The 25,607-nt window shown below is 58.6% G+C and carries 15 protein-coding genes and 2 pseudogenes; 12 read left to right on the forward strand and 5 right to left on the reverse strand.

Annotated elements, in window-relative coordinates; all coding sequences use genetic code 11:
• Window positions 1–2 precede the first annotated feature (2 nt).
• The 6 genes from IVA74_RS03900 (at window position 3) to IVA74_RS03925 (ending at window position 9,208) form a co-directional block, all read left to right on the forward strand.
• Window positions 3–791 carry an ABC transporter permease gene (locus IVA74_RS03900; protein ID WP_247340026.1) on the forward strand — a complete coding sequence of 263 codons (789 nt, stop codon included), beginning with the start codon at window positions 3–5 and terminating at the stop codon, window positions 789–791.
• A 190-nt stretch (window positions 792–981) separates the two neighbouring features.
• Complete coding sequence (locus IVA74_RS03905) at window positions 982–2,991, forward strand: carbamoyltransferase (RefSeq protein ID WP_247340028.1); 2,010 nt, start codon at window positions 982–984, stop codon at window positions 2,989–2,991.
• Between the two features lie 172 nt (window positions 2,992–3,163).
• Window positions 3,164–4,162, forward strand: a complete 999-nt coding sequence (locus tag IVA74_RS03910) for a nodulation protein NodZ (RefSeq protein ID WP_247340030.1) — start codon at window positions 3,164–3,166, stop codon at window positions 4,160–4,162.
• Between the two features lie 917 nt (window positions 4,163–5,079).
• Window positions 5,080–5,916, forward strand: a complete 837-nt coding sequence (locus IVA74_RS03915) for an SDR family oxidoreductase (RefSeq protein ID WP_247296043.1) — start codon at window positions 5,080–5,082, stop codon at window positions 5,914–5,916.
• Between the two features lie 260 nt (window positions 5,917–6,176).
• A complete protein-coding gene (nifA, locus tag IVA74_RS03920; RefSeq protein WP_247340033.1) occupies window positions 6,177–7,934 on the forward strand; it encodes a nif-specific transcriptional activator NifA in 1,758 nt (585 codons plus the stop codon).
• A 407-nt stretch (window positions 7,935–8,341) separates the two neighbouring features.
• On the forward strand, window positions 8,342–9,208 hold the full coding sequence (locus IVA74_RS03925) for an electron transfer flavoprotein subunit beta/FixA family protein (RefSeq protein ID WP_247340035.1): 867 nt from the start codon (window positions 8,342–8,344) through the stop codon (window positions 9,206–9,208).
• A 481-nt stretch (window positions 9,209–9,689) separates the two neighbouring features.
• Here the strand turns inward: IVA74_RS03925 and IVA74_RS03930 are convergent, their stop codons facing one another.
• The 4 genes from IVA74_RS03930 to gmd form a co-directional block, all read right to left on the reverse strand.
• On the reverse strand, window positions 9,690–11,039 hold the full coding sequence (locus IVA74_RS03930; RefSeq protein WP_247340037.1) for an MFS transporter: 1,350 nt from the start codon (window positions 11,037–11,039) through the stop codon (window positions 9,690–9,692).
• A gap of 978 nt (window positions 11,040–12,017) precedes the next feature.
• The gene (gene glmS, locus IVA74_RS03935; RefSeq protein ID WP_247340039.1) at window positions 12,018–13,844 is read right to left on the reverse strand and encodes a glutamine--fructose-6-phosphate transaminase (isomerizing); all 1,827 of its coding nucleotides are present in this window, start codon (window positions 13,842–13,844) and stop codon (window positions 12,018–12,020) included.
• Window positions 13,845–14,062: 218 nt separating this feature from the next.
• Window positions 14,063–15,040 (reverse strand): GDP-L-fucose synthase, encoded by a 978-nt coding sequence (locus tag IVA74_RS03940; protein ID WP_276001279.1) that lies wholly within the window; start codon window positions 15,038–15,040, stop codon window positions 14,063–14,065.
• On the reverse strand, window positions 15,021–16,106 hold the full coding sequence (gene gmd, locus IVA74_RS03945; RefSeq protein ID WP_247337061.1) for a GDP-mannose 4,6-dehydratase: 1,086 nt from the start codon (window positions 16,104–16,106) through the stop codon (window positions 15,021–15,023). Before gmd ends, IVA74_RS03940 begins: the two co-directional genes overlap by 20 nt.
• Before the next feature lie 238 nt (window positions 16,107–16,344).
• On the opposite strand from gmd, the gene IVA74_RS03950 reads away from it, so the two are divergent.
• Complete coding sequence (locus tag IVA74_RS03950; RefSeq protein WP_247340042.1) at window positions 16,345–16,761, forward strand: hypothetical protein; 417 nt, start codon at window positions 16,345–16,347, stop codon at window positions 16,759–16,761.
• Window positions 16,762–18,907: 2,146 nt separating this feature from the next.
• Here IVA74_RS03950 and IVA74_RS03955 read toward each other — a convergent pair.
• Complete coding sequence (locus tag IVA74_RS03955) at window positions 18,908–19,129, reverse strand: hypothetical protein (RefSeq protein ID WP_247340044.1); 222 nt, start codon at window positions 19,127–19,129, stop codon at window positions 18,908–18,910.
• Window positions 19,130–21,537: 2,408 nt separating this feature from the next.
• Between IVA74_RS03955 and bioB the strand changes: the two are divergent.
• The 5 genes and pseudogenes from bioB to IVA74_RS03980 all read left to right on the forward strand — a co-directional run.
• Window positions 21,538–22,201 (forward strand): annotated as a pseudogene (bioB, locus tag IVA74_RS03960) (biotin synthase BioB); the annotation flags it as partial.
• Window positions 22,202–22,251: 50 nt separating this feature from the next.
• The gene (panD, locus tag IVA74_RS03965; protein ID WP_247340046.1) at window positions 22,252–22,605 is read left to right on the forward strand and encodes an aspartate 1-decarboxylase; all 354 of its coding nucleotides are present in this window, start codon (window positions 22,252–22,254) and stop codon (window positions 22,603–22,605) included.
• An 87-nt stretch (window positions 22,606–22,692) separates the two neighbouring features.
• Complete coding sequence (locus IVA74_RS03970; protein ID WP_247340048.1) at window positions 22,693–23,847, forward strand: 8-amino-7-oxononanoate synthase; 1,155 nt, start codon at window positions 22,693–22,695, stop codon at window positions 23,845–23,847.
• The gene (bioD, locus tag IVA74_RS03975) at window positions 23,844–24,476 is read left to right on the forward strand and encodes a dethiobiotin synthase (protein ID WP_247340049.1); all 633 of its coding nucleotides are present in this window, start codon (window positions 23,844–23,846) and stop codon (window positions 24,474–24,476) included. Before IVA74_RS03970 ends, bioD begins: the two co-directional genes overlap by 4 nt.
• Window positions 24,473–25,505: pseudogene (locus tag IVA74_RS03980) on the forward strand (adenosylmethionine--8-amino-7-oxononanoate transaminase); the annotation flags it as partial. The gene bioD and the pseudogene IVA74_RS03980, both read left to right, overlap by 4 nt.
• Window positions 25,506–25,607 lie beyond the last annotated feature (102 nt).

Raw genomic sequence — 25,607 nt, forward strand, 5'->3', positions numbered from 1 at the left:
CGATGTGGCAACGTTTTGCGCCGGCGCTCCCTGCTAATCCATGGAACTGGATGGCGGTATGGCGCCGCAATTTTCTGGTTTGGCGGAAAGTTGCTCTGGCATCGGTTCTTGGGAATCTGGCCGAGCCGATGAGCTCTCTGTTCGGTCTCGGTTTTGGCCTTGGAATGATCATAGGTGGTGTTGAGGGCACCTCATACATCTCGTTTCTGGCGGCTGGAATGGTTGCCACAAGCGCGATGGTGTCCGCAACCTTCGAAACGATCTATGCGGCTTACGCTCGCATGCAGACAAATTGCACCTGGGAGGCAATGCTCTGTACGCCCCTTACGCTCGGCGACATTGTCCTCGGTGAAGTGGCATGGGCAGCGAGCAAGGCCTTGCTCGCCGGGACCGCGATCACGATTGTGGCCGTCGCGCTGGGTTACGCAGAGTGGTCATCCATTCCCTATGCGTTACCAGCCATCGCCCTCACTGGCGTTACTTTCGCGAGCCTCGCAATGGTCGTTTCAGCACTTGCACCGAGCCACGACTATTTCATCTTCTACCAGTCGCTTATTCTTACGCCCATGATGTATTTAAGCGGGACGATCTTCCCAATGAGCCAGTTGCCCGGTTCGTTTCAACGCATCGCAGCCTTATTGCCGCTGAGTCATTCGGTCGATCTCATTCGTCCAACAATGCTTGGTCGACCGGTTGACAGCGTCGGATTGCATGTGGGCGCACTTTGCATCTACGCAGCAGTTCCCTTCCTCGTCTCGGCCGTGCTCCTTCGGCAGCGCCTGATGCGGTGAGAGGAATAAGATCTAAAGCGAAGCATCGCGTGTGCGAGATGAGATATCGGGCTTAGCGAACTTCCAATCGCGTGCGACGCTTATATGCGTCTCGTCAGCTAGCGATGCCTGATCGGCCCCGCGGGGCCTACTCCCAAAGCAAGCGATACGAAATAGGCCAACAGGCCTCTCAGGATTAACGGAGAACAAGATGCTGTGTCTAGGATTGAGTGGCGGCCTCGACAAGGTCTATGAAAACCCCCTTGGGCTGCCGGGCACGTTTCTGCACGACGGCGCCGCGGTACTTGTCAAGGACGGGCGCGTGATCGCTGCCGTGGAAGAGGAGCGCCTTAACCGGATCAAACATTCAAACAAGCTCCCGAGCAGTGCGATCGAATACTGTCTTGCAGCCGCGGGTGTGGAGCTTCGCGACGTCGATCGTATTGCGTTCTACGCTACTGAATCCTATTGCAATGCAATGCTCGAACGGTTGTTTATCTCACAACCGGAAATCTCAATTCCCCTAGATGCGAATCTGCTGCTACGGCACCTTCTAGCCACGGAGTTCGGTACCCAAGTTGATCCTTCCCGGGTGTCATTCGTAGGCCACCATCAGGCCCACGCCGTGAGCGCTCTGGCGATGTCGGGTTTTGAAGATAGCCTGGTCCTCGCGATCGACGGTTGTGGCGACTTCCTGTCGGGTCTCTTGGCTGTCGGGTCAGGCAGCGAAATGACCGAGCTTATGACGTTTCCAGAGAATAACTCTCTCGGACTGTTCTATCTGGAGACGATCCGATATCTCGGCTACGGCCTGTTCGACGAGTATAAGGTTATGGGACTGGCTCCTTACGGAGATCCCGCACGCTATCGTGAGCTCTTTTCGCAATTCTATGAGCTCTGCGCAAACGGTGGCTACCGCGTTCACCTCGAACGTATCGGCCCAGCATTGCTGCACAATATCGAGGTCCGGCGAAAGGGAATGCCGTTCACGCAACAGCATCGAGATGTGAGCGCATCGTTGCAGGAGGCGCTGGAGCGGATCGTGTTTCACATTCTGCGGCATTACCGTGAGTCGACCGGAATGAAACGGTTGTGCCTGGCTGGCGGGGTGGCCCACAACTGCACGCTGAACGGAAAACTCCTGTATTCAGGCCTGTTCGAAGACATCTTCGTGCAGCCGGCTGCGCATGACGCCGGATGCGCATTGGGCGCGGCATTGATGGTGTCGAACGAGGCCGGGCAGCCTGCGCCCCGCGAGCGACTACAGACGGTTTATTGGGGGCCAGATGTCGGCAGCGACGATAGCATCGAAAAGGAACTGAAGGGATGGGCCGGACACCTCGAGTTTGAACGGACCGCTGACGTCGCAACCAGAGCAGCCGAGTGGATGGTTGATGGCGCCGTGATCGGGTGGGTACAGGGCCGATCGGAGTTCGGCCCTCGTGCGCTCGGCAACCGTAGTATTCTTGCGGACCCGAGGCCCGCGGCGAACAAGGACCGGATCAATGCGATGGTCAAGAAGCGCGAGGGTTATCGACCATTTGCGCCATCGGTTCTGGAGGAGGATGCGGGCGCGTTCTTTGAGTTGCCGGATGGTCGCGCAGAATATCCCTTCATGAATTTCGTCGTTCGCGTGCGCGAATCCAAGCGTGCTTTGCTGGGCGCGATCACGCATATCGATGGTACAGCTCGGCTGCAAACTGTTTCCCGCACGAACAATGCCGCCTACTGGGAACTCATCAATGCGTTCAAGGGCCTGACTGGCGTCCCGATTTTGCTTAATACGTCGTTCAACAACAATGCCGAACCGATCGTAGATTCCGTTGCCGATGCGATTACGGCGTTTTTGTCAACCGAGCTGGATGGCCTTGTGATCGGTTCATTCCTCGTCAAGAAGCGGGCAACAACACTCGAAAGCTGGACTGCACTCGCTGTATCACTGCCGCCCCATGTATCTCTTTACCGGGTTCGCGCTCATGCGGGCCGAGAACGCCAGGAGACAGTCTGCGAGATCCGCATGGGTCACTCCAGCCAGGAGAGCGTGCGCGTCTCGCATGACCTGTTCGACATGCTGATGCAAATTGAGAAGGAAGCTGTTCTTGCCGATCTTCTCGCCAGGGTCACCTCTGATAGGACTAGGCGAGAAGCTCTCGTGAACGAACTGCGCGGGCTCTGGGATCTGCGCCGTATTCGGCTGCATCCGTCACAGACTGCGCGGTAGTAAAAGTGAGCAATGCGGAAGCGGGCTCCTTGGGCGCCTCTTGCATGACCTGCCAATCGCGGTGCCGTGGAGGAGGGTTGCGGGTTGATCGCCTTGCGTCCAGGTGACCAGCCGTCCATCGGTGAGGATCGGAATCGCAGATGGAGTAGGTGCGCCACACAAAACTGCTCTTATGCAACGAGAAGGGTTTAATAACTTGACGAAGGAACGCTTTGTTATTTCTCGGAGGCGTACCGGCTTTGGTGACTGTCTCTGGTCGCTGGCGTCAGCCTGGTCGTACGCGCAGCGGACCGGGCGGACGCTCGTCGTTGACTGGCGCGGTTCCTGCTACATCGACCGACCGTTCAGCAACGCCTTTCCGGTGTTCTTCGAGCCGGTTGAGGACATCGCTGGGGTACCGGTGATTTGCGATGACCGGATCAACCAGCTCTCGTTTCCCGGACCGTTCTTCCCGCGGTGGTGGAATAGGCCGTCGATCGACTGCATCAATCGTCCGGATGAGCAGATCTTCCGAGAACGTGACGAACTGACCGAGCTGTTCCAGGCGAGAGAAGATAACGAAGCCAACACCATTGTCTGTGACGCCTGCCTGATGTGGCGTTGTGGCGAGGCAGCCGAACGACTGATCTTTCGGAACATCAAGCTCAGGTCTGAGATTCAAGCGCGGATCGACGCCTTGTATGAGGAACATTTTGGCGGCCATAGCATCATTGGCGTTCATGTTCGGCACGGCAATGGCGAAGATATCATGGACCATGCGCCGTACTGGGCCGATTCGGAACTCGCCTTTCGTCAGGTCTGCATGGCAATCCGTAAAGCCAAGGCTTTGCCATATCCAAAGCCTGTAAAGGTCTTCCTGTGCACGGACAGTGCACAGGTGCTCGACCGCCTATCAGGTCTGTTTCCCGATGTCTTCGTCGTACCAAAACGTTTCCAGGTCGATCGGGCAGGGCCGTTGCATAGTGCGGAAATGGGAATTGAAGGTGGAGCTTCCGCTCTCATTGACATGTATCTTCTTGCGCGATGCGCTACCGTGATCCGCTTTCCCCCCACCAGCGCCTTCACGCGCTATGCCCGTCTGCTCGTTCCGCGGATTATTGAATTCGACCAGCGCAATCCGGAGCGCTTGACCCTGATCGATAATCCCTACGAGCATTTCGCGGCTTCCTGAAGCGCCAGAATGTGGGCCTGAACAATGGCGGGCTAGATCATCGGTCTGATACTGCTGGCTTCGACACGGTCGAGTTTCGCAACGTGTCGCAGGAACGTTGGATGGCGACTTCCGTCCCGCAAGCGACGGCTGACCGGCGCACTACCATGGATGCGGTGCGGTGGGAGGGCGAACGCCTGAGAAGCGTAAGGCCGATGCCAGCGGGGCCGGCGGTCTTGCCCGGCAACACTTCGGGCCCTCCGGTGTAAGTCGAGTCGCGCGGAAAGCTTACAGTTCTGTCATCCTCCAGCCAAGTCCGCCGTCGCTGGCCAGACGGTGAAAAGCACGGCAATGGCGGTCCGGGTCGCCCAGGAAATCTAACGTAACAGACAGTCACGTCAGAATGTCCCAGCAGCAAGGAGGCGCGTCCGGTAGATGGATCGCCTTTGCTGGGCAGGGCTTTCGTTTTCTGGACGACGGCCTTTGTTCATGCTCCGCTCGCGGAGTCCTTTCGGACGGAGGTGTGATGAACCGCGTGGCCGGCGGCCCATCGGTATTGCTCAAGAGCCGTATGTGCGGCCGCGCGTATCCAGGCCGAGAGCAACTTGGACGAACCGGCCATTAAATCCTGATCTCCGCCCGCAGCTAATCTATCTCGTCTAGCGCGCATGACCCACAGACCACTCGTGGAGTGGTGACGCAGTCAGCTCGCCATGGAAACCCCAGCCTCTGGCTCGAAGGCGTAGCGCACGCAGTGGGCGGCACCCGGGAGCTCGACGACAGCCATTGCTGCGGCGTTGCCGGTGTCGCAAAGCAAACAGGCCAGATGTTCGAAACCTGCCATTTGCGACGTAAAAGCGCGCCACCTGTGCCCTGCTTCGCTCTGGCCCGGATCCTGCACCAGGTGCACGGGCGAGGGGAGCGGAAGGGAGTCGCGTGTGAATCTAGGTCTACCAGATGACAACGCGGTCGCAGCTAAATCGTCGGAAACGGACCCTCGTGGTCCAATTCACGCCGATGGAGCGGGCCGTCCGCTGCGTGAGCGGAAGACGCTGGTATTGACCGGGGCATCGCGCGGTATCGGTCGCGCCACGGGAAGATTGTTTTCGGAAGCCGGTTGGCGCATCATTTCTTGCGCGCGCCAACCATTCGACGCGGTGCGCTGCCCATGGGACTCAGAGGGGGATAGCTATATCGAAGTCGACCTGAGCGATCATCGGACGCTACCGCGCGTGATTGCTCAGATAAAGGAGCGCCTTGCCGGCGCACCGCTGCAGGGACTGATAAACAATGCCGGAAACTCACCAAAAACGCCAAACGGTGCCCGGCTCACGTCGCTGGCGACCTCAGTCGATACCTGGATGAGCGTGTTCCACCTGAATCTGGTGGCGCCGATCCTGCTCGCGCAAGGTCTGTTCGATGAGCTAAAAGCGGCCTCAGGCTCGATCGTCAATGTGACTTCGATCGCCGGTGCGCGGGTGCATCCATTTGCAGGCACGGCATATGCCACGTCGAAAGCTGCGCTCGCTTGTCTCACGCGCGAAATGGCGCACGACTACGCCTCACATGGCATTCGCGTCAATGCGATCGCGCCCGGCGAAATCAAGACGGACATTTTGTCGCCTGACACGGAAGCGCATCTTGTGCCAAAGATCCCACTACGCCGGGTGGGTACACCCGAAGAGGTCGCCAAGGTCATTTTCTTCCTATGTTCAGATGCGGCAAGTTATGTCACTGGCGCCGAAGTGCCGATCAATGGCGGGCAACACTTGTGAGTGAATCCGTCCCTGGCGAACCCGGCTAACTGAGCTTTATCGATGGAAGCCATGTTGGCCGGGCGAATCCGCGCAGCGAGTTGGAAAGAATAAAGCGCAAAATCTAGTCACTGTAAGTGCTGCCGGCGTGCCATGAAGAGCCGTCATCTCTCGCCCCCGCCCTGAGAGCTGGATGTCAGATCGAGGCAGGCATGCAACACGAGTCTAACAAGTCCGATCGAGGTGATGGGGAGGACCAAGAAAGGAACGGAGAAGTCACTATGCTGGACAGCGTTTCCCCGCGCGAAACACCAAACTCAACCTCCGGCGCGGCCCCTTCCGCTTCTATTCTGCCATCGCAAGAGAAATCGCTAAGCACGATCTTTGAAATAGCGCACACGCTCACCGCCGTATGCCGGCTCGAAGCCAAGCTGGCGAGCGTCATCGAGCGTCTGCCATCGCTCGTGCAGATGCGGCGCGGCATCGTATGCCTGTTCGAACATGACGGGGTGCCCGAGATCATCGTAGACGGCGGGCGGAGCGAAGGGCGCGACGCGCGTTGCGGGGGGCGCTTGCCGCAAGGAGCAATTGATCAAATTGTGGCGACGGGGCGGCCGCTCATCGTCGAGAACGTAGCGCTGCATTCGATCTTCAGTTCTTCGGACGTCGAGATGCTAGACGCTGCCGGTAACACGTGCGTTGCCTTCATCGGCGTGCCCATAGAGATTGACGAGAAAGTTGTGGGTACGCTGAGCATCGACCGCGTCGAAGACAACGAGACGCATGCGCAGCTCGAGGACGACCTCCGCCTGGTGACGATGGTCGCAAGCCTTCTGGGCCAGACGGCGAAGCTGCATTGCACCTTTGTGCGCGACCGCGGGCGGCTTATGGACGAGGAGTTCGGGCCGCAGAAGCAGCCGTCGTCCGAGCTCAAGCCTCATGGGCGGGAGCGTAAGAAGGTCCAAGTCGAGGGAATTATCGGCGACAGTCCGGCGCTGCGCGCGATGCTTGAGAAGATCGAGCTGATCGCAAAATCGAATAGCACAGTTCTGTTGCGTGGCGAATCGGGTACCGGCAAAGAGCTGGTAGCGAAGGCTATTCACGAGCGTTCAGCGCGCGCCAAACGCCCCTTTATCAAGCTGAATTGCGCAGCCCTCACCGAGACGGTGCTGGAATCCGAATTGTTCGGTCACGAGAAAGGGGCGTTTACGGGCGCATTCAACGCGCGCAAGGGTCGCTTCGAACTCGCGGACAAGGGAACGTTGTTTCTGGATGAGATTGGCGAGATCTCGGCGTCGTTCCAGGCGAAACTCCTGCGCGTGCTTCAGGAGCAGGAGTTTGAGCGGGTGGGCGGCAATCAGACGATCAAAGTCGACGTCCGCGTGATTGCTGCCACGAACAAGAATCTTGAAGAGGCGGTGGCAAGGAAGGAGTTTCGTGCCGATCTCTATTATCGCATTAGCGTGGTTCCTCTGCTACTGCCGCCGCTGCGCGAAAGACGCACTGATATTCCGCTTCTCGCCGCTCGATTCTTGAAGAACTTCAACAATGAGAACGGCCGTGCTCTGGTCTTCGAGTCAAGTGCGATTGACGTTCTTATGAATTGCGGATTTCCCGGGAATGTCCGTGAGCTGGAGAACTGTGTGCAGCGGACCGCGACCCTGGCGCACGGATCGTCGATCGCAAGAGACGATTTTGCCTGCCGGCACGGGCAATGCCTGTCGGCCACGCTATGGAAGTGCGGGCCGGAGCAAGTGGCGCGACAGCCGAGCCCGATAATCTCACTTCCCGCGAGGCTGAGCATGCCGCCGACACAAGCTGTGGCACACGTTCAGCCGGTCGGTAGCGAACTGACGCCGCTAGAGCCACCCGGCCGACCCAACATAGGTGCCGCCAAGGTCACAGATCGCGAGCGCGTAGTCGCAGCGATGGAAAGGTCCGGGTGGGTACAGGCAAAGGCGGCGCGCTTGCTTGGACTGACGCCGCGCCAGATTGGATATGCCTTGAGAAGGCACCGTATCGAGATCAAGCGCTTCTGAATAAAGAGTCGGCTCGCGTCTCTCTCGATCGCCGGGCGCGGTAGGAGAGCGTGCGCAAGAGGCGGTACTCTGGTCCATGAAGCGGATACGAAACCGATGTGCTCTGCTTGGACGTGGCGGAGCGTAAGCCATCTTCGCGTCAGCCGCGTGCTGGTCATCGTCTGCTTGCAATGTATTCGCCCTATGAGAAATGATTAGGTGTCGAACCCGCGCAAGATCGCGGCCGGGCCGTTTATGGCGCGACTCAGATGAGAGAGATCACGTCCCGCTTTACGCAGCTCGTCGCAGTCCCAACGGTCTCACCGTCAATCGCCAGCCGTTGCATTCCTCTCTCATCGGCGAAGTGCCTGGGGTGGTATGACAGTTGCTATTCGTGGGGAGCCTGCTCAACATCTTAGGAGAAGCATATGCACAGCATCGTCTGCATCAAACAGGTCCCCGACTCCGCACAAATCCGCGTGCATCCTGTCACGAATACGATCATGCGGCAGGGCGTGCCGACGATCATCAACCCATATGATCTGTTCGCACTGGAAGCTGCGCTCGAGCTACGAGACAAGTTCGGCGGTGAAATCACTGTTTTGACAATGGGGCCGCCGTCGGCCGAAGAATCTCTCCGAAAGGCGCTGACATTCGGTGCCGATCGTGCTGTCCTGCTCACCGATCGTAGTTTCGCAGGCTCTGATACGCTGGCGACGAGTTACGCTCTGGCGTGCGCGATTCGCAATATCGGGAAGGAATATGGCCCACCAGACGTCATATTCACTGGCAAGCAGACTATCGACGGCGATACGGCGCAGGTGGGACCTGGCATTGCAAAGAGGCTCGGGGTCCAGCAGCTTACGTATGTTTCAACAATCAAAGCGTTGGACTTCAAAGCACGCACGATTGATGTGGAACGGCGCTGCGAAGGAGGAGTCCAAGTGCTGCGTTCCAACCTTCCTTGTCTCATCAGCATGTTAGAGGCAAGCAATCAAATTCGCCGCGGTGCAATGATCGACGCCCTGCGTGCGGCCCGTGCCTCCATCGTAAAATGGAGCGCTCAAACTGCCGGCGTGGATGACATGGCCAAATGCGGTCTGAGGGGGTCGCCGACGGTCGTCAAGCGTGTCTTCGCGCCCTCCGCACGAGCGGAGAAGGCGACGTGGGTGGAAGCGGCCGAGCAGCCGGCGCAAGCGTTGATCGACGCCATGTTCAAGCGCAACCCTACGCTCGAGACGGAGCTCGCGCAGCTTGCGCGCGGTACCTCATCCGCCCAAACTAGCGGTGCGTGAAGTCGCCGCTGATCGAGCGGAGCCAGCGACAGCCCGGGTCGTGGTCATGCATTGGCCCGACGCTCGGTGTACCAGGCACGATTCAGGCTTTTCGACCGCTCGCTAAGAATTGGCGAGCTGCGATACACCGGTTCTTCCTATGCGAGCCGTATCGGGACGAGCCGTCGCTGGTGCTGAGTGGGAATGGCTGAGCACTACCGCAACGCTCGATTCGTTCTGTGGTCGAGCGGCGCGATGATAATGCTCGTACTTTGCGGTTACGTGAAAAACGAGCAGAGCTCGCGCGAGGGAGATACATCCCTCGCGCGAGCTCCACGTGCGCTGCCATGCAAACTTAACGGGCACGTCTTGAGGCTGCATGAATTCCGCAGTGGCCCGCGGCCGGCAGAGTGGCACGCGGACTACCGAGATCACCGCAAGGACCGCCACGCACCCCGCTCAGTTCAGTCTTGGACGTGAAGGTCCCCCCGTGGGCGGGCTGCTAACGTGTGGTAAATTGCGCGCTTACGGCCCGGTTAGACCCCTCGGGTCGCGACAGCTTCGCAACTCTGTTGGTGTTTCCCGGATAAATCCTGAGCGCGGCGATAATGCCGAGCAAAGCTGCAAACATCAACCAGAAACCCGGCGAAGCCTTGTCGTCGGTCCGATCGATCAGCCAAGTCGATGCCAGCGGCGTAAAGGTACCAAAGAGAGCTGCGGCGAGTGCGAAGGCTAAAGAAAAGCAGGTTGTACGAACGTGCTTCGGCACGATTTCGACCAAAGCGCCCAACATGGCGCCGCTGTAGGTGCCAAAGTAGAACGAGAACATCATCTCCACTAGCAGCATCTTGCCAAAGCTTGGGTCGGTCACAAGCCAAGACAACGCCGGGTATACAGTCACCAAGGCGAGGCCGGCAATGGTCAGCAAGACCGGCTTCCGACCGATTCTGTCAGAGATCGCGCCGCCAATTGGGTTCCAGATGAAGTTCGTCACGGCGACCAAAAGCGTCACCAAGAGCGTGTTCTGCGAGGACAGCTGCAATACGTGCTTGCCGAACGTAGGCGTGTACACTGTGACGAAATAGAAGGTCGTGGTCGTCAGCATTGCGATCATCATGCCAAGAATGACAATGCGCCAGTTCGCAACTGTGGAGGCAAAGACCTCGCGGGCCGTTGGGTGGGTCTTCATGACCAGAAACTCCGGAGTTTCCTCCAGCGTCCGGCGCAGGAAGAAGATAAGCGGAACGATCAAGCAGCCAAGGAAGAATGGGATCCGCCAGCCCCAGGCGGCAACCATTTCGGCCGGAAGTGCTTCGCTCAAAAAATATCCGATAAGAGCCGCGACAAAGATCGCAACCTGCTGGCTCGAGGACTGAAACGATGTGTAAAAGCCGCGGTTACCCGGAGTGGCAATCTCGGAGAGGTAGACGGAAACGCCGCCAACCTCAACGCCGGCAGAAAAGCCCTGCAACAGCCGTCCGAACAGCACGATCGCGGGTGCGGCAATGCCGATCGTTGCATAGCCGGGACAAAAGGCGATGATGACGGTGCCAATAGCCATAATCGAAAGCGTGATGATCAGGCCTTGCCGACGGCCAATCTGGTCAATATAGGCTCCAAGCACAATCGCGCCAACAGGTCGCATCAAAGCCCCCAGCCAGAACACACCGAAGGTGTTAAGCAATGAAGCGGTTTCGCTTCCTGATGGAAAGAACGCGTTGCCGATGGCACTGGCATAGAACCCGAACAAGAAGAAGTCGAACTGCTCGAGGAAGTTGCCGCTCGTCGCACGTAAGATGGCGCCAATGCGCGGTTTGGCCTTTGACGCTTGCGCGATGGACGCTGGTGACATGGCGAGTTTCCTCTCGGTTTGAAATGGCCGGTTCCGGAGAAAATCTCACGCCAGCCGAGTGCAGTTTCATGGCCGCGAATCTGCCATCAGGGCACTATCGACCAACCCGTAAGCGCCTGACGTTTCCGGCATATTTTCGGCAATTGCCGCAAACTCGCACAGTTTTTCGGGCGTTATTCCGCTCGCGTCGCAGGAGTGACTCTCAACCTATTGAAACCTCGGGCAATTCTCGGTGGAAAGGTTGTTGTCTGTGGCGTGGCCGAATTCCTCATTGAGCGCACCGACATGCAATGAAAAGCAAGGACGAGATGCATGGCATACGAGCGGCAGGGAAGAGCTGCCGTGAGATGTCTGCTAGAACAGCTCGCGAGCCTGCGATTGGAGCCGAGGTGCGTTAGCATCTCACCCGATGTCCAGCGATTTGGCCTCGAGTTGCTCAACTTAACCTGAGGTTTACGGAAAAGATTTGGTGAGCGTGCTGGTGATCGAGCCCGTCCGATAGCGCCGATCGCCATGCTCGGGCAAGTGCCACGTTGTCCTTCGAAGCGAGGCGCGCCTCGTACTTCGAGGGGCGCTGCGGTCCTAATGCGGTCCAAAACCCGCGCTGAGGGGGAGGATCACAGCGGGCCTCCTCAGCGATAATGGGCTTAATCGAACAGCTTCATCTGGCTTCCACGTCGTATTAGAAACCTGGATGTTTGTCACGAATTATGACCAGGTCCAAGCAATCGGAATGTCGTGATAAGCCCTGCGCGACTGCTTGCTTGCCGGAGGCAAGGCCACGCCAGCCTCGCAACCTGATTGGCCGTAAATTTTGCACATGAGGCTCAGCCTCCGTAAGCGAGGGCTATGAACCGCCGCGAAACCATGCGGTGGCATCGGGCCAGGAGCTGGGCGGCACATCGTAATTCGATCTGACCGAGGCTTGTGCGCATTCGGAATCTGACCGCGACAAAATCCAGGTCGCATCACCTTGCCTTATTCGACAGTTACCGATTTCGCGAGATTTCGGGGTTGGTCGACGTCCGTGCCCATCAGGATGGCCGTGTGGTAGGCCAGAAGCTGCACCGGAATCGCATAAACAATCGACGTAAACGTCGTATCCATCTCCGGCAGCACAATCGTCGCGAGTGAATCCATGGATACCTCTGCGGCTCCCCGAGCGTCCGTTATCAAGATAATCTTGCCGCCGCGTGCGGCGACCTCCTGCATGTTCGAGATGGTTTTTTCGAACACCCGGTCGCAGGGAGCAATGACGATTACGGGAACGCTCTCGTCGATTAAGGCGATCGGGCCGTGCTTGAGCTCTCCGGCCGCATAGCCCTCGGCGTGAATATAGGAGATCTCCTTCAGCTTCAGTGCCCCCTCCAGGGCCAATGGAAACGACGTGCCGCGACCAAGATATAGCACGTCACGCGATTTGGCGATGTCGCGTGCGAGCTTCTCGATCTGCGGCTCGCCGGCAAGCGCCGCGGTAACCAGCCGTGGAATTTCGATCAGCGCCCGCACGAGATCGACCTCGTCGCTCTCCGGCAATTCACCGCGCGCCTTGCCAGCAGCAACCGCAAGCGCCGCAAGGACGACCAGCTGGCATGTGAACGCCTTGGTCGAGGCAACGCCGATTTCAGGTCCGGCGAGCGTCTGCAACACTGTCCCGCTTTCGCGCGCAATGGTCGAACTCAGTACGTTCACGACAGAGAGGGTATGCAGGCCTTGCGATTTGGCATAGCGGAGCGCGGCCAGCGTATCGGCCGTCTCGCCGGACTGCGAGATGAAGATAGCAAGATCTCCCTTGCGCATCGGCGCCTCACGGTACCGAAATTCGGATGCGACATCGAGCTCGACCGGAATACGAGCCAGCCGCTCGAACCAGTACTTGCCGACATGGCCGGCGTAGCCTGCCGTACCGCAAGCCGTGATCGAGATATGTCCGATCTCGTTGAAGTCGAACGGAAGCTCCTGCGGCAGTGCCACGCTCTCGGTGGCGATATCGACGTAACGCGCCAGCGTCTGCCCGATCACCTCTGGCTGTTCGTGGATTTCCTTCGCCATGAAGTGGCGGTAGTTTGCTTTGTCGACGAGAACCGACGACGCGCCAGATTTCATCACCTCCCGGCGGACAACTGTGCCTTGTGCGTCGTAGACCACGCTGAAGTTGCGGTTGAGCACAGCCCAATCGCCGTCCTCAAGGTAGGTGATCAAGCCGGTAAGGGGCGCGAGCGCGATAGCATCCGATCCGAGATACATTTCGCCTTCTCCATGTCCGATCGCAAGTGGTGAGCCCTTGCGCGCACCGATCATGAGGTCGTGTTGACCCTTGAACAGGATTGCAAGCGCAAACGCGCCGACTAGCCGCGGCAGCGACGCTTTTACGGCCTCCTGCGGCGAGCAGCCATCTTTCAGATAAAAGTCGATGAGATGCGTCACCACCTCGGTGTCTGTTTCAGAGGCGAAACAGGCGCCATGCTGTTTTAGCTCCGCTCGCAGCTCGCGGAAGTTCTCAATTATGCCGTTATGGACGACTGCAACATTGTCCGTTGCATGGGGATGAGCATTGTGCTCCGTCGGCTTGCCGTGAGTAGCCCAGCGCGTGTGCCCAATCCCGACATGGCCTGAGAGCGGATGACAGCGAACGCGTGTCTCAAGGTTCCTCAGCTTGCCCTCGGCGCGTCGAAGCTCGATATGGTTTCCTTTGAGCGTTCCGATACCCGCTGAGTCATAGCCACGATATTCCAGTCGCTTCAGTGAATCGATCAGACGATCCGCGACCGGACCGCGCCCCAAGATGCCGACAATTCCGCACATTTAGTCAGTTTACCTCAAGTTCAAAACAGAGCGTCCCGCAAGGCGCGCCTGACCAATTCGCTCGCTTTAGTTATCCGCCAGTCTAGCCGTGCCTGCCCTCCATCGGGCACGCGGCACCCGGAGGTGCTCGAACTCCAAGAAAACGTGGAGCCCTGTCGAATTCGCCGGGAGATCCTAAAGCAACTGTCTGGCAATCGCACAATGAGCGCCGTCAGCAGTTAGCAGCTGCATGAGGCTCTCGTTTTGTCCGATGTACCCGATACGGCCAAGAAGGCCCGGTAGGTCTGGCGCATTCCATCTACAAGCCATGTCCTCGCGCGCCAGCCGAGGCTTGCGAGACGGCTGACGTCGAGCAGCTTGCGCGGCGTGCCATCGGGGCGCGACGTGTCGAAGGCAATCTCGCCGCTGTAGCCGACGACCTCGGCGACGACACGGGCGAACTCGGCGATGGTGATGTCCTCGCCTGTGCCGATATTGATCAGCTCCGGTCCCGAATAGCTCTTCATCAGGTGCACGCAGGCATCCGCCATGTCGTCAACATAAAGGAACTCGCGCCGTGGCGTGCCGGTGCCCCACACGGCGACACTCTTTGCGCCCGCGACCTTCGCCTCGTGGAAGCGGCGGATCAGCGCGGCAACGACATGGCTCAATTCGGGATGATAATTGTCGCCGGGGCCGTAGAGATTGGTGGGCATCACGCTGATGAAGTCGCTGCCATACTGGCTGCGATAGGCTTCCGCCATCTTGATGCCGGCGATCTTGGCGATCGCATAGGGCTCGTTGGTCGGCTCCAGCGGGCCTGATAGCACCGAATTCTCGCGCAGCGGCTGTGGGGCTAGCTTCGGATAGATGCAGGACGAGCCCAAAAACATCAGCTTTTCGGCGCCGTTTTGATGCGCGGCCTGGATCACGTTCGCGGCAATCGTGATGTTGTCGTAGATGAACTCGGCCCGCAGCGTGTCGTTGGCGACGATGCCGCCGACTTTTGCGGCGGCGAGGAAGATCACATGCGGCCGCGTTTTCGCGAACCATTCGAACACGGCCGTCTGGTTGCAGAGATCGACCTCGCGCCGGTCGACCGTGACGAGCTGCACGTCCTCCCGCGCGAGCCGGCGCGCAATCGCGCTGCCGACCATACCGCGATGGCCGGCGACGTAGACGCTTTTGCCCTTCAGCTCAAACGGTGCGCTTGCCATGGGCCGCCTCCCGTTTTGCTTCCGCCAGATCGCTTGCCATCATCTCCTCGACGAGCTGGGCGAACGTGTGCTTCGGCTTCCAGCCGAGCACCTGATGCGCCTTGCTGGCGTCGCCGACGAGGAGATCGACCTCGGTGGGGCGGAAATAGGTCGGATCGATCTTCACCACCGTCTTGCCGCTCGTCTCATCGACGCCGGTCTCCTCGACCCCTGCTCCACGCCATGCAATGCGGCGGCCGAGCTGGGCGAACGATAGCTCGACCATCTCGCGCACCGAGTGCATCTCGCCGGTGGCGAGCACGAAATCGTCAGGCTTGTCGGCTTGCAGGATCTTGTGCATGCCCTCGACGTAATCGCGCGCGTGGCCCCAGTCGCGCTTGGCTTCGAGATTGCCGAGATAGAGCGTCTCCTCCAGCCCGACCTCGATACGGGCGACAGCGCGCGTGATCTTGCGGGTCACAAATGTCTCGCCGCGGATCGGGCTCTCGTGGTTGAACAGGATGCCGTTGCTGGCGAACATGCCATAGGCTTCGCGGTAGTTCACCGTGATCCAGTAGCCGTAGAGTTTTGCCACGCCGTAGGGCGAGCGCGGATAGAACGGCGTGGTCTCCTTCTGCGGGATCTCCCGGACGAGGCCGTAGAGCTCGGAGGTCGAGGCCTGGTAGAACCGCGTCTCCTTCACCATGCCGAGGATGCGGATCGCTTCCAGCAGCCGCAGCACGCCGATCCCATCGGCATTGGCGGTGTATTCGGGACTCTCGAAGCTGACCGCGACGTGGCTTTGGGCGGCCAGATTGTAGATCTCGGTCGGCCGGATCTGCTGCACCAGCTGGATCAGATTGGTCGAGTCCGTCATGTCGCCGTAGTGCATCAGGAACGGCACGTCCCCGAGATGCGGGTCCTGGTAGAGATGGTCGACCCGCGCAGTGTTGAACGAGGACGAGCGCCGCTTGATGCCGTGCACGACATAGCCGAGCGACAGCAGATATTCGGCCAGATAGGCGCCGTCCTGTCCAGTCACGCCGGTGATTAGGGCGACCCGCCGTTTGCTCTCTTGGTTTGACAAATCGTTGCTCTGCGCAGGCTAATGTCGGTCCCCGATCGACGACGTCAATCGCGTCTGGCCTCTTCGAAATGCGGAAGCGTCACGCTCTCGAACGGCCGAGTTCTGGATTCTGTATAGGCATTGCATCAAGCGCTCAACTGTACGGAGGTAACCTTCCACATCGAAAGGGTTTTGAAGGACTATACGAAAGTTTGTAGTCCGGAAGATTCCGTTCGGCCTTCGTCAGGCGTTTCTCGGCGTGGGCGCGACCAATGAAATTGCGGCGCGGATGGGAGGTAAGCAGACCCGTTTGGCCGAGAAGCGTTCCACAGTCCGTTCGTGGTCAACTCGCACGTTGAGCCAGCGAGTTTCCCTCATTTCGTGTCATTGCCTAAGAGTTTTCCAATCTTGCTGTTCATCCAGTGCAACCGCGAGCAAGCCGGCCAAACAAAGCATTGAAATTCGTTCTCTGTCGCGCAGTACTTATCATCGTCGATCATTTCTGGACAATCAAGTTGGTGATCTGGCAAGCAAAAGTGAAGGCGCGCATACTGCCTCCGTGCTGTTTGAGTTCACAGAAAAACGCTGGATGAATGAGGCCAGTGCTATATGGGACCTCAAGGGGGTTATCGCGACGATTAGTGTGCCCTGCGCCCCCGAAGAGCGAATTCAGTAGCGAAAGGCATCTGGCGGTTCATTGCTCGCGAGTGGCCAAGGAATCAACAACAATGGTGCGTTTAGCGGGCGGACGATATGGCTCACAAGGTCAGTGCTCGGTTCGGCGACCATTCCGCCGGGGGTGTTTTCCGCGCTCGCAAGCATGTCTTCGGGCCGGCCGTAGTATGACCAGGCAAAGCCCGCTTGTGGGTGAATTAAGCCGCCTCGAGCACGTGCCGCTGCCATTGAAACTGGCGGTTTGCTGGTCCCGAGCGCCCCTTCTCTTGTCGGCAAAGTCCGGTTCTTGAGCAAGCATTCTGCGGATACCAGCCTGAGCTGACGGATCAACTGCGTTCTACCTCGGCAGAAAAAAGTCGGATGAGCTGCTCGCGGAGAGTGGATAGGTCGACCCGGGCCATTAAACCAAGTGCCCCCGCTCGAATGCGCCGAAAGCAGCGTAAGCTTTAGAGGCGCGTCTCGAAATGGATGGCCGGCTTATCGGGTTCGAACGCGGTGTTGCCCTCAATCAAGGTGCCGAGATCAATCTTCAGTCCCTCGCGGGTATAAACTTCCACATCATCTATTCCAAGGCGCTCACATGAGCTTCTCAATACTCGCTCGTCAGGTCTTGATGGGCCTCATTGCCGGATCGGCGTTCGGCTCTTGGGCAATCGTCAGGCCTGCACCTCGAGCAGATCCAGCTCGCGGATCTATCGGCAGCTCTCTTGCTCCCGCGATGACCGCTACCCATGCCTAGCACTTGCGCGGCCTCGTCTCGGATTACTGTTGTTCATCTAGTCTGCTTTCGTTCAACGAGGCTGCGTCCGTCCGACCATGGCATGACGTGCATTCGGGAATGGTGATAAGCGCACCACGATGACAGCTTTTGGCGAGGCCCCGTCACAACGGGGGCGCCGCACATATACGCGGCTCCCGGATCGCCATTCTTGAAACCAACAATGGCCCGGCATTGGCCCTCACAGTGATCGACGAGCAAGACCCTGTTGGATCTATCGGGTCCTCTCACATGACCGCTCCGGGATACCGCATCAATCTCGCCGCGGCTGGTTTGGAACTCAGTACCCGCAAACGTATTTGGCAGCCTCCCAGGCTGGATTGGTCCTTCTTACATGTGGGCGATCTTGTCTTCATAGGGCCGGCGATTGCGTGGACAGGACAGAAAGTGCGTTCTTCGGCTGAGCGCGATCCTCAGCCGCTTTGGCAGAAGACCTCTCATCGCAAGCGGTCGGCCTGCTCCGCTGGAAGCAGCCGAACATTGGTGCTCCCTAGCTGTGCACTCTACAATCTGACGCTACGTATGATTCAATCCCCCTCCGAGCTTATCGCGTGAATATGTCGAACCCTTATTCGTTTGCCAGGAGCCAGCCGCAAGACGAGCAGGGCGGGAGGCGCTTCACCAAGGCAGTGGCTTTGGATATCAATCGTCTGCGGAAGGCGCAGCTCAGGTCCGCTCGAGTGTGCGCGCATAGCTACCCCCAGCTGTGAGACTGCTCGTCGGCGGCCACGAGTGATCAAGCAAATCAATCAAGCTTACTTGAATGTGTGGATAGGAGGTGCCTTGGCGACGGAATCGATCGGCCATGGCTGGAAGCTCTGGCGAGTCTGTGCAAATTGGCTTTGTCTATCCAGCCGAGCTCTCCCGCTGTCACCATCATAATGGGGCTGCTTCCCGGGAGTTGTCGGTGCCGCGGCGGCTGAGCAGAATTGGAAACGAGATTAATCGGCAGCGCGTTAACCTGGTCAAAGAGCCAAACTCCCGTCAGGTAACCCAACAGTGACTTCGCCGTTCTAGATAACCTTGAACTATGGACGACCTCGAAAGGCTTCGTCAGCTGCAGGCCACGCCGGGTTGATCATCGCGGGTTCGATATTTGTGGGAAGAGTTGCCGAGCGTCACGTTGGAAGCCTAAGCGGTACTCAGCCCTGGTCCCATTGAGAGCATCGCGGCTCGAGTCCAGATTGGCGCGTTTGCTACAATCGTGTTGGTATTGAAGACTTGCTACGCCGACTACTCCAGGTCGGCCGGGGGAAAAACAGCGGTTTTGCAGGCAATCAAATGGCTGTTGGAACGAGCGGCGCAGTTGGCCATGCTCTCTGATGGATGGGCGGGGCCTTGTAGCGGGCGCCGATCGGCGTCCTCCCATTCATCTTGAGGCGCGAGCGATTGTTAGGCCGGCATTCTCCAGCACATCCAAAATCGTTTCAGCAACCGCCCGCGGATCTCGCTCGTCCTCTTTGCTAACGTTACGGGCCAAGGTAGCTGCGATGATCGCGTGCGCTGTTTTGCGCTGGAGGCAATCGTATTCGGCATACTCACCGCAAGTATTGCAGTTGATCACTGGTCGGCCGCTCCAGGGATCGTGCATTGCGATCTCGCACCAGTTATCTGTGTGACATTTCGGACAGAGCATAGATCGAGATTTCCTTGTGGTCTGACCTCGCGCGCTCCAAGGCCATCAGTTGAACGGCCGCTTGCTAGCCAAAGCTGTAGAAGTCATTGCTACTCCGAAGGCCGTGTTGCCCGTCTTTGGATACGAAAAACGTCATGGACGCGGCGGCGGAGGCAATCCAGGCACCCGAGGGCGGCTTCGGCATGAGCGACCAGTCGACGCATCTCTGGCGAGAATGCTGGCAACGGTGTATGCCTGGAGCTACCTGTTTTGGCGTAAGCAAGCTATTGCAGGTTCGCCGCGGCCGCATCACGGCTACGTAAGATGAGTATGGCCTCCAACTTCCATTCCACTCTGAGCTGCGAGGCCCCGATCTCCAGACGTCAACCTTCTGCGTGAGCACTCTGTCAAATCGGGCAACCGCAACGCGAGGATGCTGCTGCATCTTAGAATCCGGTTCCCCTCCTGGCTTCGTCGCCACACGTGCAATGATTCGCCGAGGCGACTTCACTGCGGCGCCAGGGACAAGGCGGGCGTTCTGCAATCTGGGCGCCAAATGACACACTCGAAATTGTGTCGCCCGGAAGCTGTTCTACGGCCAACCACGCTCGCCAGCTGTAAGAGACCCTACAATCTGACGCTACGTACGATTCAAGCCCTAATGTCTAGAGTCGCGCATTCGCGCCCTTTGCCGCGCTTGCTGCGAGCGGGTTGTCGCATCTCAGACATCAACAGAGCGGTCGGCAGATAACGGCAAATGAGGTGCTTTTGCGAAAGCCAACCTACGGGATCTTACGTAGGGCATGTGTCGCATTTTCTTGATCTAAAAATTGCATCGTCTTCCGCATGAAGGAAAAAAAGCTGTTCTCAGACGCCAAACATTGGAGAAGCCGTGCTGAAGCGACCCGAAGAAAAGCGGAGTCGCTCGAGGACGACACATCCAGATGCAGGCTCCTCAAGGTCGCTGAAGAATATGATAAGCTGGCTCGCCTCGCGGAGGGGCGGCAAAGAAATGAGCTTGACGGGCAGTTCTGATCGCCACCGGGCGGACGGTTGCACCGATCGTCAACGCCTTGTGACCCCGGCGCGGGTGTCTCTCCGTTGGTGCTCACAGCCCGTTAGCTGAACTGCGAAACTGCGTCATGCCGTAAGGCCAATGAGCTAGGCTGCTGAACGAGTGCGGTCCGCGCGTCCGAGCCTCTGACCATGAATCCATTCTGAGTCGCGGGGCCGGCCACATAGATGACGCATTGACGGTGTCTCAGGCGGCAAGCCGGCTAACTGCTAGACATGAGAAGGATGAGATGAAAGCCCACCGTCAGGTCGTCGAATCAAAAGCCTCTCGCTCGATGAACTGGCGAGGCATTGGCGTCGCGCTTTGCATCATGTGCTGAAGCCAGGACTTTTGTTTGGGTGACAAAGTAGCCGGTTCGCCGGATCATGCCACGCGAATTGGCTTCCGCCGCCATTTTGGCGTGAGGCGTTTCAGTCGAATTCTGGCACCTTGCACCAAGCACTGCTGAGCTCAACGCCATACATTGCGGACATGTTCAGGCGAAGAGGCGAGCAGAAGCTCCTGCTGGAACGGCTTGCCAAGACGGGCCATCATAGATCTCTGCGCAGATTGTCTGCATGAGGCCGGGTTCGCAACGAAGGCGCGAATGACAAGAAAATTGAAGAGACGATCAGATGTCGAAAGACAAACCCAAGAGAACTCCCCGGTGAACGATGCGGATAGAACCGATGTTCTTCATCCAAGTAGGTTCGGTGCAGATGATCAGCGGTAGCTGGGGCTGCCCATGCCGGGGTGCCAGCCGTTCGATGTGCGACTCGGACAAGACGAGTGGTGCCGGATGCAACTCTATCGGCCAAAAGGAGGACGCATGAGGAGGCACAGTGTAGAAAGACTGGAAGCGGGGCGCGTTCGCGAGGGCCAATTCGCCACTGCACCAGGGTCTGGCCCTTCTGGTCTCTTCTTCGTGCAGGGGCCTTGTGGCTGCCAACTCAAGATCATCGGCTTGATCCGTCCGGGATGGGAGCATGTCTCAGTGTCGACGCCACGGCGATCTCCAAACTGGGAGGAGATGTGCCTCGCTAAAGATATGTTTTGGGATGAAGAGGAATGCGTGATGCAGCTGCATCCTCCTCATTCGCAGTATGTGAACAATAGTCGCTATTGCCTGCATCTCTGGAGGCCGACCCGTCAGGTCATTCCGATGCCTCCGGCAGCCTTCGTGGGCATCGTCGGGCTCGGGCCGTCTGAAGCGGCAACTCTGTTTGCGCAGATGAGTGCGACACCTTAGCGGATCTCGCCCCGCCGATGCCAAGTCGGGCGGTGGCGACATAATCGAGAGTCCCGCGGAGTTGCTCACCACAGCGCTCGCTGCATGGCCGCGGCGTGGCGCAGTCCAAAGGACCGCGACCTCGATAAGGTCTGCGACATGATTGCCGCCGTTAAACGTGTTGGGATGGAGACGTGCGTAACGCTCGGCATGCTCACGCCAAAGCAAGCCGCACGGCTCGCCGACGCCGGCCTCGACTTCTACAATCATCACGTGGACACTTCACCGGAGTTCTACCGCAGCATCATCACTACCCGGGCCTTGCAAGATCGGATCGACACTCTTACGCGTGTGCGCGAGGTGGGGGTCAAAGTCTGCTGCGGCGGCATTATTGGCATAGGTGAGCACGTCGATGACCGTCTCGGCATGCTGGTACTACTCGCCAATCTTCCCAACCATCCGGAAAGTGTACCGATCAACCTGTGGAACGAGGTGAATGGGGTGCCGGTGAAGGTCACGGCGGAGCGTCCCAATCCGATTGCACTGGTGCGCCTGGTGGCGACCGCGCGGATCATGATGGCCCAAGAGCGTCGTACGATTGGCCGCCGGGCGCCAGTACATGAGTGATGAACTCCAAGCCCTATGTTCCTTGGCGGGTGCGAACTCCATCGTTTTCGGCGATGTGTTGCTGACTACCAAAAACCCGCAACTTGACGGTGATGTAAGTTTGTTAGCACGGCTCGGCATTACGTCTGGACTCGCTTAAGCCATCAGAACAACGGCGCGCTGCGCGCAAGCCACTAGCGTAGGTAAGAAATGCAGATTGTCTTGATGAAGGGAAAGATTCATTGCGCCTCGGTAACTGAATCCGACCTGCACTTTGAAGGCTCGATCTCGATTGATCGCGCACTTTTGGACGCGGCCGGCATCCTGATTAACGAACGCGTCGAACTCTACAACCTCGAGACGGGGGCACGCTTTGCAACGATTGTGACAGAAGCGCCGCAAGGGTCCGGCACGGTAGACGTGAACGGTGCGGCGGCGCGATTGGCGATGCCCGGCGATAGGATAAGCATCGTTGCATACGCCTCAGTTGACGAGGGGGAGGCAAGAATCTTCAGGCCGCGCATTGTGCTGGTTGACCGACAAAATCGCATCGTGCCGATTTGAATCCAACAAGCTAACCGCCGTAAAGACCCCGTCGTTGGCGGCCAGTTGGGAGTTTTGGGGCGTCGACCCTTGCTCAGCGAGTGAAGAATGAATTCCATCATTGCGGGTAAAGCCGCCAGCTATGCGGCAGGCTTAGATGCGCTCAAACACGAGAACCGCCTGCGGAGTCTCAAGCCGCGCACCGGGATTGACTTTTCATCCAACGATTATCTGGCCCTGGCGAGCGCGCCGCGCATGAAAAAAGCGATCGTCACCGCGCTTGAAGCCGGTACTCCGATCGGAGCCGGCGGATCACGGCTTCTGCGCGGCAACTGCGAGGAGCACGAATGCCTCGAAGCAGCAGCGGCGCGGTTCTTCGGCGCGCAGACCGCGCTCTTCTTCGGCGGTGGTTATGTTGCAAATTTTGCGGTGCTGACAACGTTGCCGCAACGGGATGACCTGCTCGTCCTTGATTCCCTGGTTCACGCCAGCATTCACGAAGGAGCACGAGCTGGCCGAGCCGCGTTTCGAATCACCGCCCATAACGACCCGCAGTTTATCGTAAGCGCAATTTGCGACTGGCGTGCCGCGGGCGGAGCGGGGCAGGTCTGGATCGTAGTCGAGAGCCTCTACAGCATGGATGGCGATTTCGCACCGCTTGAGGACCTGCTCGCGATCGCGGACCGGCACGATGCGTTCTTGGTTGTGGATGAAGCTCATGCCACCGGCGTTTACGGCGAGCAGGGGCGAGGGCTCACAGGGCCGTTTGAAGGACGCGAAAATCTCCTGGTTATTCATACCTGCGGCAAGGCGCTGGGAGCTGCCGGCGCGCTTGTCACCGCCTCTGGCGTGCTGCGCGACTTCATAATCAATCGCTGTCGCCCGTTTATCTTCGCGACCGCCCCCTCGCCGTTAATGGCGGTGGCCGTACGGGAGGCTCTGTTGATCCTGCAGGAGGAACCGGAGCGCCGACAGCGGCTGGCGAAGCTTGTCGCGTTCACGCATCAGGAGATGGTTGCGCGAGGCGAGAGAAGTCCTTCGAACTTGCAGATCCTGCCCTACATCGTTGGCGAGAATGCCCGCGCCATGAGGCTAGCGTCCGCGCTACAGGCTCGCGGATTTGACATCCGAGGAATCAGACCGCTAACGGTGCCGGCCGGCACGGCCCGTTTACGAATTTCACTGACGCTCAACGTCGGAGAGGATGAGGTGCGTGCGATGCTCGATGCCCTCGCTGAGGAGACGAGGGGCGGATCTCGATGAGCCAGCGGATCGTGGTGACCGGCACAGATACAGGGATCGGCAAATCTGTCTTTTCGGCAGGCCTTGCCCATCTTCTCGGCGCGAATTATTGGAAACCAATTCAGGCCGGTGTTGAAGGAGAGACCGATAGCGAGCAGGTCGCACGACTGAGCGGTCTTCCGGCCGATCGGATCGTTCCGGAGCGTTACCGCCTTAAAACGTCCGCCTCGCCGCACCATGCCGCCGAAATAGACGGAATTCGCATCGACCCCGATTCGCTCGTCCTGCCGCATACCGGGGAGCGACCGCTCGTCATCGAAGGCGCTGGCGGGCTGATGGTGCCGCTGAATTCTAGTGCACTCTACATCGACATCTTCGAGCGGTGGCGACTTCCTGTTGTGCTTTGCGCGCGCACGCTACTCGGGACCATCAATCACTCCCTGCTCTCGATAGAGGCCTTACGAAAGCGCCAGATCGACATTCTTGGGATCGCATTCATCGGGGAAAGAAATTCGGAGACTGAGAGCGCAATTTGTGACATCGCGCGGGTGCGTTGGTTAGGACGGCTGCCCTGGATTTCTCCTTTGACGGCAGAGAGCCTACAGGCTGTCTTCAAAGGCTCGTTTATTCCCGGCGATTTCACGCCATGAAGCCAAACAAGAGGTGGCCAATTTGGCATCCATTCACGCAGCATGCTCTTCACAACGAGATGACCAAGGTTGTGCGTGGCGATGGTGCTTATCTCTACACTGCGGATGACAATCGAATCATAGATGCAATCTCATCCTGTTGGGTCGTCACTCACGGCCATTGCCATCCGCAGATCGTGAGCGCGATTCAGGAACAGGCCGGCAAGCTGAACCAAATCATTTTCGCCGGCTACACGCATGATCCGGCTGAGGAGGTCGCTCGGCTCCTTTTGAAACTCACACCCCAAGGCTTGGACCACGTGTTCTACTCGGACAGCGGGTCAGCCAGCGTGGAAGTCGCCTTGAAGATGGCACTCGGTTATTGGCATAGGCGAAGAGCGAACACGCATCGTTGTCATGCAGCACTCCTATCACGGGGACACGTTCGGCGCGATGTCAGTTGGTGCCCGCGGTGTCTTCAACGCGGCGTACGGATCTCTCCTGTTCGACGTCACCTCAATCCCGTTTCCTGCGAGCGGTCGTGAGCGGGCGACGCTCGATGCGCTTGAGTCAGCATGTCGGAACGAAAATCCCGCAGCCTTTATTGTCGAGCCTCTGGTGTTAGGGGCAGGCGGAATGCTGATGTACCCAGCTTGGGTGCTAAGAGAGATGAAGCGGATCTGCGAGGCGTCGGACGTTCTGTTCATTGCCGATGAGGTCATGACGGGCTGGGGCCGCACCGGAACAATCTTCGCCTGTGAGCAGGCCAATGTTGTGCCAGATATAGCGTGCTATTCCAAGGGTCTCACGGGAGGGGCGCTGCCGCTCGCGGTGACACTCTGCCGGGCAGAGATTTTCGATGCCCATTATTCAAAAGACCGTACCCGCACATTCTTGCACTCGAGTTCGTATACGGCAAATCCGGTGGCCTGTGCCGCCGCCAAGGCTAACCTGGATCTGTGGAAAGACCAGGAATGTCACCGACGCATCGCTGCGGTCGCAACCATGCAAGAGCAGGCAATTGAAGCATTCCGCGTCGATCCGCGCTTTGACTGCGGCGCGGCAATCAGGATGGAAGTGCAGCGTCAATCAGGATGAGAGAGCTTCGCCGGGCTCGTGACGCAGGGAGGGCGTAGCCCGACCGGAGTTACG

It is taken from the genome of Bradyrhizobium sp. 132 (assembly GCF_023074185.1).
Lineage (GTDB): Bacteria > Pseudomonadota > Alphaproteobacteria > Rhizobiales > Xanthobacteraceae > Bradyrhizobium.

Coding starts and splice junctions, on each gene's coding strand:
- IVA74_RS03900 (WP_247340026.1), top strand. CDS start 3: ATGTGGCAACGTTTTGCGCCGGCGCTCCCTGCTAATCCATGGAACTGG.
- IVA74_RS03905 (WP_247340028.1), top strand. CDS start 982: ATGCTGTGTCTAGGATTGAGTGGCGGCCTCGACAAGGTCTATGAAAAC.
- IVA74_RS03910 (WP_247340030.1), top strand. CDS start 3,164: ATGCAACGAGAAGGGTTTAATAACTTGACGAAGGAACGCTTTGTTATT.
- nifA (WP_247340033.1), top strand. CDS start 6,177: ATGCTGGACAGCGTTTCCCCGCGCGAAACACCAAACTCAACCTCCGGC.
- IVA74_RS03925 (WP_247340035.1), top strand. CDS start 8,342: ATGCACAGCATCGTCTGCATCAAACAGGTCCCCGACTCCGCACAAATC.
- IVA74_RS03930 (WP_247340037.1), bottom strand. CDS start 11,039: ATGTCACCAGCGTCCATCGCGCAAGCGTCAAAGGCCAAACCGCGCATT.
- glmS (WP_247340039.1), bottom strand. CDS start 13,844: ATGTGCGGAATTGTCGGCATCTTGGGGCGCGGTCCGGTCGCGGATCGT.
- IVA74_RS03940 (WP_276001279.1), bottom strand. CDS start 15,040: ATGGCAAGCGCACCGTTTGAGCTGAAGGGCAAAAGCGTCTACGTCGCC.
- IVA74_RS03955 (WP_247340044.1), bottom strand. CDS start 19,129: ATGCACGATCCCTGGAGCGGCCGACCAGTGATCAACTGCAATACTTGC.
- panD (WP_247340046.1), top strand. CDS start 22,252: ATGCAGATTGTCTTGATGAAGGGAAAGATTCATTGCGCCTCGGTAACT.
- IVA74_RS03970 (WP_247340048.1), top strand. CDS start 22,693: ATGAATTCCATCATTGCGGGTAAAGCCGCCAGCTATGCGGCAGGCTTA.
- bioD (WP_247340049.1), top strand. CDS start 23,844: ATGAGCCAGCGGATCGTGGTGACCGGCACAGATACAGGGATCGGCAAA.